The 15,122-nt window shown below is 61.1% G+C and carries 11 protein-coding genes; 5 read left to right on the top strand and 6 right to left on the bottom strand.

From position 1 onward, the window contains the following. Window positions 1-20: 20 nt before the first annotated feature. Window positions 21-1,709 (bottom strand): amidohydrolase, encoded by a 1,689-nt coding sequence (locus tag OOZ52_RS04535; RefSeq protein ID WP_274697318.1) that lies wholly within the window; start codon window positions 1,707-1,709, stop codon window positions 21-23. After that, on the bottom strand, window positions 1,710-2,597 hold the full coding sequence (locus tag OOZ52_RS04530; RefSeq protein ID WP_274697317.1) for an NAD(P)-dependent oxidoreductase: 888 nt from the start codon (window positions 2,595-2,597) through the stop codon (window positions 1,710-1,712). It abuts the gene before it with no gap. Window positions 2,598-2,712: 115 nt separating this feature from the next. Here OOZ52_RS04530 and OOZ52_RS04525 point away from each other — a divergent pair, with 115 nt between their 5' ends. The 4 genes from OOZ52_RS04525 to OOZ52_RS04510 all read left to right on the top strand — a co-directional run bounded on the left by OOZ52_RS04525 (window position 2,713) and on the right by OOZ52_RS04510 (window position 11,374). Next, a complete protein-coding gene (locus tag OOZ52_RS04525; RefSeq protein WP_274697316.1) occupies window positions 2,713-3,981 on the top strand; it encodes a threonine ammonia-lyase in 1,269 nt (422 codons plus the stop codon). A 199-nt stretch (window positions 3,982-4,180) separates the two neighbouring features. Next, window positions 4,181-5,032, top strand: a complete 852-nt coding sequence (locus OOZ52_RS04520; protein WP_274697315.1) for an arginyltransferase — start codon at window positions 4,181-4,183, stop codon at window positions 5,030-5,032. A gap of 10 nt (window positions 5,033-5,042) precedes the next feature. Continuing rightward, a complete protein-coding gene (locus OOZ52_RS04515; RefSeq protein ID WP_274697314.1) occupies window positions 5,043-7,178 on the top strand; it encodes an autotransporter assembly complex protein TamA in 2,136 nt (711 codons plus the stop codon). Then, the gene (locus OOZ52_RS04510) at window positions 7,178-11,374 is read left to right on the top strand and encodes a translocation/assembly module TamB domain-containing protein (RefSeq protein WP_274697313.1); all 4,197 of its coding nucleotides are present in this window, start codon (window positions 7,178-7,180) and stop codon (window positions 11,372-11,374) included. The genes OOZ52_RS04515 and OOZ52_RS04510 overlap by 1 nt, the downstream gene beginning before the upstream one ends. 15 nt (window positions 11,375-11,389) lie before the next feature. Here OOZ52_RS04510 and OOZ52_RS04505 read toward each other — a convergent pair whose 3' ends face one another. The 4 genes from OOZ52_RS04505 to OOZ52_RS04490 form a co-directional block, all read right to left on the bottom strand. Further along, on the bottom strand, window positions 11,390-11,953 hold the full coding sequence (locus OOZ52_RS04505) for a fasciclin domain-containing protein (RefSeq protein WP_274697312.1): 564 nt from the start codon (window positions 11,951-11,953) through the stop codon (window positions 11,390-11,392). Window positions 11,954-11,964: 11 nt separating this feature from the next. Continuing rightward, window positions 11,965-12,957: a hypothetical protein gene (locus OOZ52_RS04500; protein WP_274697311.1), complete on the bottom strand. Its 993-nt coding sequence runs from the start codon at window positions 12,955-12,957 to the stop codon at window positions 11,965-11,967. A gap of 84 nt (window positions 12,958-13,041) precedes the next feature. Further along, window positions 13,042-13,689 (bottom strand): lysozyme, encoded by a 648-nt coding sequence (locus OOZ52_RS04495; protein WP_274697310.1) that lies wholly within the window; start codon window positions 13,687-13,689, stop codon window positions 13,042-13,044. A 70-nt stretch (window positions 13,690-13,759) separates the two neighbouring features. Then, window positions 13,760-14,314, bottom strand: coding sequence for a TetR/AcrR family transcriptional regulator (locus tag OOZ52_RS04490; RefSeq protein WP_274697309.1), 555 nt, complete (start codon window positions 14,312-14,314; stop codon window positions 13,760-13,762). Window positions 14,315-14,486: 172 nt separating this feature from the next. On the opposite strand from OOZ52_RS04490, the gene OOZ52_RS04485 reads away from it, so the two are divergent. After that, complete coding sequence (locus OOZ52_RS04485; protein WP_274697308.1) at window positions 14,487-14,987, top strand: YkgB family protein; 501 nt, start codon at window positions 14,487-14,489, stop codon at window positions 14,985-14,987. The last annotated feature ends 135 nt before the right edge of the window (window positions 14,988-15,122 follow it).

The raw sequence follows: 15,122 nt of genomic DNA, 5'->3' as shown, positions 1-15,122 counted from the left end.
AGACAAAATCTTGTAATAAGTTATCTCGACGGTCCCTCAATCACCGGCTGTGTCAATTCGGCATCATAGACACGACGGCCAGCAATCCAAGTTTCGAGCACGCGGATATCACGTATTTCTTGCGGAGAACCTAACAAGGGGTCCCCGGAAAGCAACACAAAGTCTGCGCGTTCACCGGGGACAAGAGTGCCGAATCGCCCGTCGGCAAACCCGGCATAGGCGGCATTGGCAGTATAGGCGGCCAGTGCCTGTTCGCGCGTGATCGTCTCTTGCGGCCGCCAGCCGCCGAAGGGTTCGCCATCTGCATTGCTACGGCTAATGGCCACGGCGAGCCCTGCCAACGGATTGACGGGTTCCACAGGGGCATCGGTGCCAAAGGCAAGAGTTCCGCCTGCTTCCAGTACCGATCGCCAGGCATAGGCTCCCCCGAGTCGCGCTTCGCCAAGGCGTGCTTCTGCCATGAACATGTCACTGGTCTGGTGGACCGGCTGCATGCTGGCGATGATGCCGTGCTGACCAAAGCGGGGAAGGTCCGCCGGATCAACGATCTGGGCGTGTTCGATGCGCCAGCGGCGGTCCCCGGGATAGTCACGGGCCAGTTCCTCAATCGCGTAAAGCGCTTCCTGATTCGCAGCATCGCCAATCGCGTGCACAGCAACCTGGAAATTGTCGAGCGCCGCGCGGCTCATGAGATTGCGGAGCTGGGTGCCATTCAAAAGCGGGAGGCCGCGATTGCCGTGGTCGTCGGCGTAGTCATCCAGAAGCAAGGCGCCGCGAGAGCCAAGCGCACCATCGAGGTAAAGCTTCACGCCGTTGAGTCGCAGCCGGTCTTCGTAGAGCCAGTCGGTCGGGCGTGGCCCGCCGATCAGCAGCATGGAATCAACCGAATCGGCGTAGGCCATCACGCGAAGTTGCAGCCAGCCAGCATCGCCTGCACGGCGAATTGTCATCCAGTCCTCTATCGTCGTGCCCATGTCGGCCATTGCCGTGATGCCGTGGCTGAGCAGGAGGTTCTGTGCATTGTAGAGCGCCAGATCGCGGTCTTCGGGAAGCGGCGGTGGGACTTGCGCCGTGATCATTGCCGTGGCCGCATCAATAAAGACGCCTGAAGGTTCGCCATTGGCAAGCCGTTCAATCCGCCCGCCTTCGGGATCGCGGGTCGAGCGTGTGACGTTGGCAGAGGCCATCGCCAGCGAATTGCCCCAATGCGCATGACCGTCGACCCGCTCTAGCCAGACGGGGCGATCAGAAACCACGGCATCGAGTTCTGCTGCGGTCGGGAAACGTCCCAGCCCCCAGCGCTCCTGATTCCAGCCGCGCCCGAGGATCCACGGGCGGTCAGGATAGGCGGTGGCATAGGCGGCAATGCGGCCCAGCGCCTCATCAAGCGATTGGGTTTCGGACAGATCCAGCACCAGCGTGCCGAGGCCGAGCCCCATCAGATGCGCATGCCCGTCAATAAAGCCCGGCACCATGACCCGGCCTTCTCCATCCACGCGGTAGTCGATATCGCGCGTGGGACGGTCGCCAAAGTCGAGCAGTTCGGTAATCCGCCCGTCCTCGTCGATCACCATGCCGACAAAGCGATCAACAGTACCATCGCGGCCTATCGAGATGCCGTCGACATTATCGATCCAGGTATCCGCCACGGCAGGAGTGGAGAAGGCTAGCAGCGCCGCAATGGCGGTGATGAAACGGGTCAAGGTCACTTACTTTGTCTCCGGTAAATGGCGGATGAGGGCGCTGGTATCCTGCCGCGCGCCACCGGCTGATTGTACTTGTGCGTAAAACTGGTCGACCAAGGCGGCGACGGGAAGCGAAAGGCTCTCAGCTTTGGCTTCGCCAAGGGCAATCGCCAGATCCTTGCGCATCCAGTCGATTGCAAAGCCGAAGTCGAACTCACCCTGAACCATGGTCTTCCAGCGGTTTTCCATCTGCCAGCTCTGTGCGGCCCCGCCCGAAATCGCTTCGAGTACCTTGTCGGTATCAACACCGGTTGCCTGCGCCAGCCGCACGCCTTCGGAAAGGCCGGCCAGCACGCCTGCGATGCAAACCTGGTTTACAGCCTTGCACGCCTGACCCGCACCTGGACCGCCGATGTGCACGATGCGTGCGGCAAAGGCCTCCATCACCGGCGTCGCCGCGTTCATCGCTTCGTCAGAGCCACCGCACATGATGGCGAGCTTGCCGTTCTCGGCCCCTGCCTGCCCGCCCGATACGGGTGCATCAACAGCATGCAAGCCCAGTCGGTCGCACTCTTCGGCAATCCGGCGGGCGAGGGCTGGGGAAACCGTAGTGTGATCAATGAAGGTCGCGCCTGTGCGCATCGCGGCCAAGGCACCGCCATCGCCCAGCAGCACGCTTTCGACATCCTGATCGTTGCCAAGGCATGCGAGGACCACGTCCTTGTCGGCAACGGCTTCTTGCGGTGTTTCCGCAGTCGCCACGTCTATGCCTTCGTTGGCGAGGGAGGCCTTCCACTCGTTCGCCTTGGCAGGCGTACGGTTGTAACCTGTGACGTGATGTCCGGCGCGGGCGAGATGGCCTGCCATCGGGCCGCCCATCACGCCGAGGCCAAGAAATGCGATTGTGCTCATGGCGCGGGTGGATGCCCTGTCAGCTCGCGTTAGGCAATCACCCAAGCGAAACTTTGTTGCCTGAAAGCAGCTATCCGGTTTCCCAATGCCTCCGGTTTGGGTAGCCATTGGCGCCATGAGTGAGGGAAATCTGACATTCGCCGATATCGAAGCGGCCGCAGCGCGCATTGATGGCGCCGTGGTCCGCACGCCCACGCTTCATTCAAAAACACTTTCCTCGATTACCGGCGCCGAAGTCTGGCTGAAATTCGAGAACCAGCAGTTCACCGCGGCTTACAAGGAACGTGGGGCTCTCAATGCCTTGTTGCATCTGACAGAAGAGCAACGTCAGCGCGGTGTGATTGCGGCGAGTGCAGGCAACCATTCGCAGGGACTTTCCCACCACGGCACACGGCTTGGTGTGCCCGTTACCATCGTGATGCCCCGCACCACGCCTGTGGTGAAAGTGATGCAGACCGAAGCGGTTGGCGGTAATGTCGTGCTGGAAGGTGAGACGTTTGACGAAGCATATGCCCACGCGCGCGAGCTGGAGAAGGAGCGCGATCTTACTTTCGTCCACCCGTTTGATCACCCGCATGTGATTGCCGGACAGGGCACTGTCGGGATCGAGATGCTGCAGGACGTGCCCGATCTGGACATGATCGTGGTCCCTGTTGGCGGCGGTGGGCTGATCTCCGGCGTTGCCCTGGCGGCCAAGGCGATGAAGCCCGACATCAAGATCATCGGTGTGCAGTCGTCAGTCTATCCGGCCATGTACGGGCTCAAGATCGGCAAACCACGGGTCGGCGGAGGAGCGACTATCGCCGAAGGCATAGCGGTTAAAGAGCCGGGGCAGCTGACACGATCGATGGTCATGTCCATCGTCGATGAAATGCGCATCATTTCCGAAGCCAAGATCGAGGAAGCAATTTCGCTGCTGCTCGATATCGAGAAGACAGTGGTGGAGGGCGCCGGGGCGACAGGTCTCGCCACTCTGCTGCCGCCTGCCAACGGCAAGCCGCGCGAGGAATTTGCCGGCAAGAAAGTTGGCGTAATCCTGACGGGCGGCAATATCGACCAGCGCTTCCTCGCCAATGTCATCATGCGTACGCTGGCGCGGACAGGGCGGATCGGGCTTGTCAGCCTCATCCTGACCGACCGAGTCGGCGCGCTGTCTGATGCTGCCGAGATATTCACGCGCAACGGGGCGAACATCCTCGAAATCTCGCAGCAACGCATTTTCGGCGTCGTCTCCGCCAAGAGCATCAAGACCGATATCGAGTTCGAAATCCGCGACCAGAACAGCTTCGACGCACTGATCGAGGATCTGCGAGAACAGGACTATGCTTTCGAAACGATGACGCTTTCGGGATTGCAGCCGGGCCGTTCGGGCAAGGGCGTATGAGCCGCGTGCGTTACGCTTACTGTTTTACATGACCCAATTCGGGGCGCTTGAGCTTCGTGGAAAGGCGATTGTGGAAATTAAGCCTGCACAGCGCGGTTTTTATGGTTAACATGGTTCTCTGACGCGATTCCTGTGCGCATACCGTGAGGCATCGCAGCCCGTGTAGCTGATTTTTTTAGGCAAGAGGACCGCCAACGCCGTGACGGCCCCCGTTCGTTTCCCCCGCTTCTTCGTGACGAGCCCCGCGCCGTGCCCGTATCTGCCGGGCAAGACGGAGCGCAAGGTTTTCACCGAGCTGAAGGGACCGCATGCGGAGCAGCTGAACGATGCACTGGGTCGCATCGGTTTTCGCCGTAGCCAGACGGTGGCCTACCGCCCCAGCTGCGCTGATTGCCGGGCATGTGTCTCGGTCCGCGTGGCGGCAAAGGACTTCAAACCATCCAGCTCGCAAAAGCGGCTATTAAAACGGAACAGCGACCTGGTGTCTTCCGAATGCCGCCCCTGGGCGACCGAGGAGCAGTTTGCCCTGCTCCAGCGCTACCTCGAGCATCGACACCCCGGCGGCGGTATGGCAGCTATGGACGAGGTCGATTATGCTGACATGGTGGAACATACCAGTGTTTCCAGCTTTGTAGTCGAGTATAGAGAGCCTACAGCAGATGGAAGCACGGGGCGTTTGGTCGGCGCGTGCCTGATGGATCGTCAAGCTGATGGTCTTTCAATGATATACAGCTTTTTCGACCCGGAACACGAGGATCGCAGCGGGCTTGGTACGTACGTCATTCTTGACCACATTCGCCGCGCGGCTGCGACAGACCTGCCCTATGTCTACCTCGGATACTGGGTCGCGGGCTCTGAACGCATGCAATACAAGGTCCGCTTCCGTCCGCTTGAACAGCTCGGGCCGGACGGGTGGCGTCGCTTGTCCGACGAAGAGCAACGAGCTCTCATCGAAAATGTCACCTCCGGGGGCGGAGAGAGAAATCCGGCGCCAGATGGCGGAAGCAAGGACAATACGCCCGGCCTGCAGCGCGAATACAAGCTCGCCTGATACGTCCAACATGTCGAAATGCAGCCATGCCTCCGTTCTGGCGGCGGTGATGATGCTTGGTTTGCCTGCTGCTGTTCATGCGCAGGACCGGCCAGACGCGCGTGGTCTGGATGAACTTATCCCGGAAGCGGCGGTCGAGAACCCCGAAGAATGGGCGCAGGAAGGTATCTCCGAGCAAGCTGCAGAGGATGCCGAGCGTCCGCCACAAATCGACAGCGATGCGCCGTTGGGCGACATGCCGCTCGTAACCGTGGAATGGCCGGAGGAAATCGGCTTTGCGGAGATAGAGCCGGTTGAAGCCGGGGAACCAATCGAGTTCGCAACCTTCAAGGATGAAATTCCACCGATCCCTGCAGGCAGTGAAGAACGCATTTCGGACGAGCTCATCCTTGTCTTTCCCAACGATCGCGTGCTCTTTCCCGAACGTGACAAGTTCCTTGACCGCTTCGATGCGCTTTCGACGATTGAAGAGCTCGATGATGATGGCAATGTCGCGCGGCTGGCGGTGCAGGCGCGCAGCGATCAGGCGCTGCTGGAAGAACTGCTGCGGGTCTACGGCTATTTCAACGCCACGGTTACCCGAACGATAGGCAATGTCGATCAAGCGGTAGAGGCGGATTTGGAGCGTCCGGCGGCACGCTTCGATGTGCAACCGGGCACCCGTTATCGCTTCGGTGCGATCGATCTGGGCAATCTTGAGGCGGCGGGCAGTAATTACGAAACATTGCGGGCCGCGTTCGATATCCAGTCCGGCGATTTCATTTCGCTCGATGCAATCGAGCAGGAGCAGATCGATCTGGATGTGGCCTTGGGCGAAAACGGGTATCCCTTCGCGGCCATCGAAGAACCTGACCTGCTGGTAGACCATGACCGGCAGGAGGGCGACCTGACGATGCCGGTGGAACCGGGCGGGCTGTACAACTTCGGTGCGGTGACCAGCTCGCTCCCGGAATTCCTGTCGGGCCGACATCTGTCACGGATTGCGCGCTGGGACCCGGGCGACACTTACCAACGTAGCGACGAGGAAGACCTGCGCGCTGCAATCCTTGCTACCGGGCTTGTTGGTTCTGTTGTCCTAACGCCGGTGGTGGTGGAGGAGCCCGCCAACGGTCAGCCGGGTGTGGTCGATATCCAGGCCGAATTGACCGAGGCTCCGCTCCGCACGCTGGCAGGCAATATCGGTATCGGCACCGAAGTCGGCATCCGGCTCGAAGGTATGTGGGAGCATCGTAACCTGTTCCCGCCTGAAGGCCTGCTGCGCGTACGCGGCATTGCTGGCACGCAGGAACAGCTGCTGGGCGTTACTTTCCAGAAGAACAATTTCCTCGGCCGCGATCGCATTCTGACGCTCGATGCTTTTGCCACCACCATCGATACCGACGCTTTTGACGCGCAGACCGTCTCGCTGGTGGGCAATTACGAGCGCCAGAGCACTCTGCTGTTCCAGAAGCCAATTTCGTGGGGCGGCGGCTTCGAGCTGGTCGCGACGCGTGAATCGGAGCTTACCACCGACGGTATCGAAAGCCCGACCACGGACTTCCTCGTCGCCGCGCTGCCGGGTTATATCCAGTTCGACAGTTCGGACGATCTGCTCGATCCGACCGAGGGCATCCGCGCGAGGATTGCTGCCTCACCCGAAATCTCGCGCGTATTTGGAGAGAACACGACTTACCTCAAATTGCGGTTCGACCTCGCGAATTACCAGCAGGTGTCGGATGGTGTGGTGATCGCCGGACGTGTGCGCTTCGGTACGATCCAGGGCGGAGAGCTTGATGCTATCGCGCCTTCGCGCCGCTTCTATGCCGGCGGTGGCGGATCGGTGCGTGGGTACGGTTACAACGCTATCGGTCCTGCCGACACGCTGGGTGAACCAAGCGGTGGGCGCTCTTTGGTGGAGGCTTCGCTCGAAGCACGTGTTCGGACAGGCTTCATGGATGGTGCCATCTCCGTCGTGCCGTTCATTGATGCCGGTACCGTATCTGACGAGACGCTGCCGGACTTTGGCACGATCCGCTTTGGTGCGGGTGTGGGCGTTCGTTACAACACGACTTTCGGGCCGTTGCGCCTTGATGTGGCGACCCCGCTTAACCCTGGTCCGAACGATAGCTGGATCGCGGTCTATGTCGCGCTGGGGCAGGCCTTCTGATGGCGGAAGACGTGGCACTTGCGGACGATGCACCGCGCTCACCGATTGCGCGCAAGATTCTGCGCGGCGCTGCGCTCGTTCTTCTTGGCCTGTTGGCCGTGTTGCTGCTGTTCGTCGCATTCCTGCACACGCCGCCCGGGCGGCAGTTCATTGTCGACGAGATTGCCAAGGTCGCGCCTGCATCGGGCCTGTCGGTGGAGGTTGGCGAGATCGACGGATCGATCATCTGGAGCTCCACGCTGCACGATGTGAAACTGCGTGATGCGAACGACACGCTATTTCTCGAAATCCCGACGGTCGAGCTCAACTGGCGACCGCTCAGCTGGTTCACCAGCGGGCTCGACATCCGATACCTGATTGCCAAGAACGGCACGCTCTACGCGGTGCCGGAGCTGATACCGGGCGATCCTGACGCGCCCATCCTTCCCGATTTCGACATCCGCATTGATCGCCTTGCGATTGAAGACCTGCGCGTTGCCGAAGGTCTGCTGGGTGAAGAGCGTGTAATCCAGTTTGTCGCCGAAGCCGATGTGCGCCAAGGCCGCGTGTTCCTCGACGCCGAGGGAGAATTCGGCGGCGCGGACGAATTTGCAATGCTCGTCAACGCCGAACCAGATGGTGACGTATTCGATCTAGAAGGTGTTTGGAAAGCGCCCGCAGGTGGCTTCCTCGCCAGCATGGTCGGAGCGGAAGAGGACCTCGACCTGACCCTGACAGGTGACGGCAGCTGGAGCGCTTGGGCAGGCGACTTGCGAGCCGTGCAGGGCGGCGAGGAGATTGTGCAGGCCAACCTGTTTAACGAAGCGGGGCAATACCGCCTTGTCGGGCGTGCCGATCCGAGCGGCTATTTCGAAGGACTCCCTGGCCGCGCGCTGGGAGATTCCGTGATGCTCACTGCGTCGGGAACGCTGGAAGACAGTGTGGCGGAAGGCGAATTTACTCTGCGTGCGCGGGGCGTGAATGCCGATGGTGGCGGTGCGATCGATCTGGCGGACAATGCCTTCAACAATTTCGTGCTGAATGCACAGTTGCTCGATGCAACACTGTTCTCGCCCGATGTTGCGATGAACGGGGCCGTGCTGGAAGCCACACTTGATGGCAGTTTCCGCGATCTGAGCGCGCCGCATGTTCTGCGCGTGGACGAGATCGATGCCGGGGGTACGTTGGTGCAGAACGTCGTGCACCGAAGCACGCTGACATACGATAGTGCACGTTTCACGATTCCGGTCGATGCGCAAATTGGCCGCGTGGTCAGCGGTGTTGAGCTCGCCGATCCACGCCTCGTTAACGGCTCTGTCGGGGGCACACTTGTTTATGCAGGCAACGAATTGCTGTCGGACGATCTGGCGGTGGATTTCCAGGGGCTGCAGGCGCGGCTGGGTCTCAATTCAGACTTCGAAACGGGCATCACCCGGCTCAACGGGCCGCTCAACATCGCCGACCTGACATTCGAAGGCATTGGCGTGGTCGACGCAGCGGCGCAGCTCGATGTGGTGCTGGGCGGCGGCAATCCGTGGCGCGTGGACGCCGATGTAAGGGGACGTGTCGAGCGCGTAACCAACTCCACGCTCGAGAACCTTGCGGGTGATAATCTGCGCTTTGGTGGTGGATTGGCGCTGGGTGGCTCTGCACCGATCATGTTCAACGATTTCCGCGTTAACGGCAGCAAGCTGGACCTCATACTCGATGGCCGCGTTGTGGATGGCCGCACCACGCTGGCAGGTCGCGGTACGCAGGCCGACTACGGCAACTTCACGGTTGAGGCGGAAGTCGCCGATGATGGACCGCGCGCGGTGCTCGTCTTCGCTGATCCGCTGCCGGCAGCTGGCCTTCGCGATGTGCGCGTGGCTCTTGCGCCAACCGATGACGGTTTTTCCATCGAGACCGAAGGGCAATCGCTGCTGGGCGCATTCGATGGTCTGCTCGACCTGACCATTGCTGATGGCGGGGACACCTTCCTCGACATTGCGCGGCTCGATGTCGCACAGACGCGCGTGGCCGGTGCGCTGGCTCTCGTGGACGGCGGTGCAGCAGGTGACCTTACCCTTTCGCGCGGGGGAGTTGACGGAACCATCACGCTTTCGGTTCCGGGCGGGGTGCAGGAGTTCGACGTTGACCTGGCCTTGCGCAATGCACGATTCAGCGGTGACACGCTGCTTGCGATCAATCGAGGTACTATCGATGCGACCGGTAGGCTGGAAGAGGGCAGTACCACAGTCAGCGGCAACGCCAGCTTACAGGGGTTGACCTACGGCCAGATCTTCATTGGTCGTATGGCCGCCAATGCCAGTGTGACCAACGGCAACGGACGCTTTGACGCGGCGCTTACCGGGCAGCGCGGGAGCCGTTTCGAGCTGCTGGTGAATGGCAATACCACGCCTGATCAGATCGCGGTGGCGGTGACGGGCAGCTATGCCGGGCGGGATATCTCCATGCCGCGTAGCGCGGTGCTGAGCAGGACGGCTGATGGCGGGTGGGAGCTCGAACGTTCGCAGCTTTCCTTCGCGGACGGCTATGTGATCGCCAGCGGTCGTTTCGGCGGCGAAGAGCCGGCACGCGGTCGTGTCGCGCTGTCTGACATGCCGCTGCGGCTGGCCGATGTTATCATGGGCGAGCTGGGCGTAGGCGGCACGGTGTCCGGCACTATCGACTTTGCTGGTGGCGCGAACGGATTGCCGACGGGTGAGGCGCGGCTGATGGTGTCCAACCTAACGCGCGCGAGTGCTACTCTGATATCTTCCCCGATGGACATTGCTCTGGTGGGTGAGCTGTCGGAAAGCCTGGCGCAGGTGCGCGCGGTGATGTCGGCAGAGAACGGCGCTGATGGGCGCCTGCAAGCACGGATTGCCAATCTGCCGCAATCGGGCAGCCTTACCCAGCGCCTCTACGCCGGGTCGCTACTAGGGCAATTCCGTTACGAAGGCTCTGCTGCTTCGTTGTGGAGGCTGGCGGCGATCGACCTGCTCGATGTGACGGGTGAGATTGACGCTGCAGCCGACATTCGCGGTACGTTAGGCAATCCCCGCGTGGCAGGCTCTGTTTCGGGCGATGATCTGCGGGTGCGCAGCACTTTGACGGGCACCGATATCACCAGCGTCTCCGCGCGCGGACGGTTTGATGGTTCGCGTTTCAACCTCGCCAGCTTCTCCGGCACCGCGCCCAATGGCGGAAGCGTGAGCGGCAGCGGCTTTATCGACCTTTCGGGCATCACTGCGTCGCGTGGTCCGAGCATGGATATCCGCATCGCTGCACGCAATGCAGAGATCCTCGACCTGCCCAACATGGGCGCGCGGGTGACGGGCCCCATGCGCATCGTTTCCAACGGCATCGGCGGTACCATTGCGGGGCGTCTGCAAGCGCGCGAGGCCCGCTGGCGGATGGGTGGTGCGGCAGAGGCTATCGCCCAGCTTCCGCGCGTCAACGTGACCGAGATCAACCTGCCGCCCGACAGGGAAGCGCGCGTGGTCGACACGACCCCGTGGCGCTACCTCATCGATGTGACCGCTCCCGGCAACATCAACGTCGACGGTCTGGGACTGGATAGCGAATGGCGCACCGGCGGTCTGCGCATCCGCGGCACCACGGCAGACCCGCGCCTTGGCGGTTCGGTTAGCGTGGTGCCGAGGCAGGGCTTCTACTCCTTTGCCGGAGCGCGTTTCGAGATCACCCGGGGCGAGATCGACTTCAATCAGAACGTACCCATCGATCCGCGTATCGATCTGGTGGCGGAGTCCAACGTCAACGGGCTGTCGGTCAATGTGAACGTCAGCGGCAACGCCAGTCGCCCGGATATCACCTTCTCATCAACCCCGGCGCTGCCCGAAGAGGAGGTGCTGGCCCGGATCCTCTTCGGCGGTTCGATCACTGACCTTTCCGCAACCGATGCGCTTCAATTGGGCGCCGCAGTGGCGAGCCTGCGCGGGGGATCCGGCATGGGCCCGATCAACCAGCTGCGCGATGCCATCGGGCTTGATCGCCTGCGTATCGTGCCCGCCGATGCGGCGCTCGATCGTGGGACTTCGGTAGCTTTGGGCAAGAGCTTCGCGCGCCGCTTTTATGTCGAGATCATCACCGATGGCGTGGGCTATTCGGCCACCAATGCGGAGTTCCGCATCTCCAACTGGCTGAACCTGCTCGCGACAGTCAGCACAGTGGGCCGCCACAGTGCCGCGTTGGAGTACCGGCGGGACTACTAGCAGACCGGCTTTGGCTTATTCGGCCAGCGTAACGTCCTTGAGAACTGCATCCACCGGGAAGACCACGCCATTGGTGCCGAGCATTTCGCTCTCGATCACTGCGCCGTCCTCTCCATTGGTGCCGGCAACTCTCAAGGCATCACCATCCATCGAAAAGGTCAGCGTACCGTTACCCATGGTTGCCATTTCGACAGAGCCGCCATTCGCTTCGATAGCATTGGCAATATCCTCGCGGGTCAGATAGCCGGGCACCACGTGCTCGCGCAGGATAGCGGCGAGCGCGGCGCGGCCCTCTTCACCTTCGAAGTCGTCACCCAAAGCTTCCATCGCGTTGTCGGTCGGTGCGAAGACGGTGTAATAGGGAGCGGCGTCGAATGCGCCGACGAGCCCCGCGGTTTCGAGCACGGCCTCTACGGAAGAGAGATCATCGTTTCCGGCGATCATCGCCGCGATGGAGTCTGACCCGGGTTCTTTGTTCGCTTCCATCGTTTCGAAGTCTTCGCTGCATGCACTCATGGCGAGCAGTGAGATGGAGGCGAGTGCGGCCAACACGCTGCGATTGCGTTTTGCAATTGTCATATCGGGTGTCCCTAGATCAGCAGTTCGATGGCGGCCGCGACAAGGCGCGTTTCCGGATCGATCTGGTAGATGTAGCCATCGTTGTAACGGTAATGGGCGTTGGGCCCGTCACGATAGCGGTCACGATAGCTGTAGGGCACATTGTAGGCATCGTACCCGCGCGGCACGGGGTTGCCGACCACGAACTCGTCACCGGTCAGCAGAGCCGCGACCGAGGTGATAGCGGCTGTTTCGGGATCGACGCGGTACATCACGTTGTCGGCATAGCGATAGCTGTTACCCAGCCCGTAATAGCGCGAATGGTAATCGGGCACGCGGCGATAGCCATAGTCGCTTGGCCACGGATTGCCGATGCCCAATGCACCGCCCAGAAGCGGGATGTAGGCCGACACGCGATTGCCTTCGTACTGCAGCAGGAAGCCATCATCGTAGAAGTAGCGACCACCCGAGTAAGGCAGGCTCCACCAGTTCGGCGAGTAGCGCGAGTAACGGCTGTAACGGTCATTTAATTGGCGCGCCTGACCCGGAGGCAGACAGCCATTGTTCTTCTTTGCAAGACCCGGAGGACACCCGCGCACGAGGCCGCTATCGCGGTAGAGGACGCGGTCGATCAGGCCTCCACCGTCGAGCCGGATGTCGAGCCCGCCATCGCGATTGCCATTTCCGTTCCCGCGGTTGCCGTTCCCACGATTAGCAGCATTGCCGTTGTTGCCGTTGCCACGGGTTACGACAGCCGGTCCGCCACCATTCCCGTTTCCGTTACCACGCGCATTGCCCCCACCGCGGTTGCCATTGCCGTTGCCCTGGTTTCTGCGAGGGGTGGCGCGTTCCTGCCCGCCACCGCGATTGCCGCGTTGGGCATTGCCATTGCCCTGATTGCCGCGCTCCACCTGAGCAGGCGGGCCACCGCGATCACGGTTGCCGTTCCCATTTCCTTGGCCCTGCGCCAATGCGGGTGCTGCGGCGAGGGCAAGGGCTGATACGGTTGCCAATGCTAGCTTCATGTTTCCACTCCTTCGCAACACGAACGGGCCGATCCGCAGAGCGGTTCCTGTTACATGTAAACTCTGTGGGGCCTTGCGACGAGACTACTCAGGCGTGCGGTAAAGCGTGGCTTCGGCCGCCCGCCGCCGTGCCAGACCCTTCAGAACCCGGCCACCGGCATAGCACCAGCGGTCGAACTCGCGTGCGGCTCCGGCATGATCACCCGCCTTGTGCTTGCGGGTCAGTGTTGCCTTGGCAATCGCTCCGGTATTGTAGTGGAAGCTGACCAGCGCATCGAACTGGCTTTGCGTGGTCGGAGTATCGCCCAGCGCCTGCGCCACATCGCTGGCGTAGCGTAGCAAGTCCTCCTCGAGCCGCGCATCGCATTGCGCCTGCGTCCACACGGTGCCACGCTTGATGTTGCCTCCGTTGAAGCGATCCTTGCCCGTCGCGCCCCAGCCGATGGTCCACGGATCGTCGCCGGTGCCGGGGTCTGGGTAAGCCTCTACCATGCCGTCTACACGGCGCTTTGCGCAGCCTTCGAAGTGTTGGATCAGCGAGACGCCCTTTTGGCTGACCTTCCAGTCACTTGCCGGAGAACCTGTTACACCTGTTACAGTGTCCTGAAGACAATCCTCATCCCCGCCATCAAGCATGCAATCGAGCGTTTCGACTTCGCTCTGACGGATGGGCCGCCCGACCATCCGCCGGACGAAATCGAAGAGGGGTTTGCGCTTGGTTCTTTCGGTCATGGCCAGGCCTTTCCTGCTTTGTGTCAGGCCAAGGCGCTAGAGAGAAGGGAAAGCTGTAGGAAAGGGTCTTTCATCGGGTTGATTCAATCAGTCTGTTGGCGGCCATTCGCAGGTCGGGTGTGGGTAGCCCGGACCGGGCAAGCACCCGGATGCCAACATACCCCGCCAACAAGGCGCGCGCCTTCTGATCGCCTTTGTCCGTGTCTCCAAGCGCAGCGGTAAAGGTAGCGAGCATTCGCACCATCGCGGCATTCACCCATGTATCGATGGCGGGTTCTATGGTCGTCCGGTCGCTGGCCGCATTGCAGAGGAAGCACCCGCGCCGGTCGTCCTGCTCCTCAACCGGGCGCAGGACTGCATCGAACAATGCGGCAAACGCCTGCTTCGGATCGCTATGTGCGCGCAGGATCCGGGACGCGGCGCGCACTTCCTCTGCCTCGTAAGCGGAGAGGGCAGCCAGATACATGCCGCGCTTGTCGCCGAATTCGCGGTACAGGCTTTGCTTTGGCAGTGCGGTAACGCGTTCGAGGTCCTGTAGAGAGGTGCCTTCGTACCCCTGCTGCCAGAATATCTGCTTCATCGCCTCTTTGGCGTCTTGCGGATCGAACCGCTTCCTGCGTCCCATGTGGAGGGCCTTTCAATCTTTCTGAACTTTTTTCGGACCGATCAGTAACCTTTATCGCATTCGGTGCGAATTGCAATGCGAGCACTCGCTAGGAGCACTCGCAAATTGAATGTGACTAAACAGTAACAAATATCATGAAGCCAAGGGGCTTCATCCCATGAGGAGAAATTCAATGACTACTGCAACCAACACCTTCGCTGACCCGGCCACAGTTACCGTCGAGAGCGGCGAAAGCGCACTCGACAAGGTTGCGCGGATCGCGCCATCGCTCAGCCTTGCCGCCATTTTCGCGTGGTTCGGCGGCATGAAGTTCACCGGCTACGAAGCCGAAGCCATCAACGGCCTGATCGCCAACAGTCCGTTCATCGCCTGGACGCTGCAGATTTTCAGCGCGCAGAGTATTTCGAACCTGATCGGCACAGTGGAGATCGGCATTGCGTTGCTTCTGCTAAGCCGCATCTTCAGTCCGCGCCTTGCCGAGATTGGCGGATATCTGGCTGCCGCGACATTCGCACTTACCTTCTCGTTTTTCCTCTCCACTCCGGGAGTGTTTGAGCCGAGCGTAGGTGGGCTGGGAATTTCCGTCCTCCCCGGCCAGTTCCTGCTTAAGGATATCGGTCTCCTCGCCCTGTCGCTGGTTGCTGCACGCGAAGCGCACCGCGCCACCGCCTGAACTATCGCAGGGTAAACGGAAGGGCCGCTCGGGAAACCGGACGGCCCTTTTTCCTGCGTCTGATCTGGGTCGCAAACAGACCTGTAAAGAGTCCTTGACTGTAAAGACCTCTTGTCAGTAAAGAGCTCTTTACAG

The sequence above is a fragment of the Aurantiacibacter sp. D1-12 genome, assembly GCF_028858515.1.
Taxonomy (GTDB): Bacteria; Pseudomonadota; Alphaproteobacteria; order Sphingomonadales; family Sphingomonadaceae; genus Alteraurantiacibacter.
Note: the sequence above shows the minus strand (reverse complement) of the source record. Positions and strands in the feature narration are given on the sequence as shown.

What these genes read in the sequence shown, in the direction of transcription:
- OOZ52_RS04510 (WP_274697313.1), top strand. Translation starts at nt 7,178, where the DNA reads ATGGCGGAAGACGTGGCACTTGCGGACGATGCACCGCGCTCACCGATT.
- OOZ52_RS04490 (WP_274697309.1), bottom strand. Translation starts at nt 14,314, where the DNA reads ATGGGACGCAGGAAGCGGTTCGATCCGCAAGACGCCAAAGAGGCGATG.
- OOZ52_RS04525 (WP_274697316.1), top strand. Translation starts at nt 2,713, where the DNA reads ATGAGTGAGGGAAATCTGACATTCGCCGATATCGAAGCGGCCGCAGCG.
- OOZ52_RS04495 (WP_274697310.1), bottom strand. Translation starts at nt 13,689, where the DNA reads ATGACCGAAAGAACCAAGCGCAAACCCCTCTTCGATTTCGTCCGGCGG.
- OOZ52_RS04505 (WP_274697312.1), bottom strand. Translation starts at nt 11,953, where the DNA reads ATGACAATTGCAAAACGCAATCGCAGCGTGTTGGCCGCACTCGCCTCC.
- OOZ52_RS04500 (WP_274697311.1), bottom strand. Translation starts at nt 12,957, where the DNA reads ATGAAGCTAGCATTGGCAACCGTATCAGCCCTTGCCCTCGCCGCAGCA.
- OOZ52_RS04530 (WP_274697317.1), bottom strand. Translation starts at nt 2,597, where the DNA reads ATGAGCACAATCGCATTTCTTGGCCTCGGCGTGATGGGCGGCCCGATG.
- OOZ52_RS04485 (WP_274697308.1), top strand. Translation starts at nt 14,487, where the DNA reads ATGACTACTGCAACCAACACCTTCGCTGACCCGGCCACAGTTACCGTC.
- OOZ52_RS04515 (WP_274697314.1), top strand. Translation starts at nt 5,043, where the DNA reads ATGTCGAAATGCAGCCATGCCTCCGTTCTGGCGGCGGTGATGATGCTT.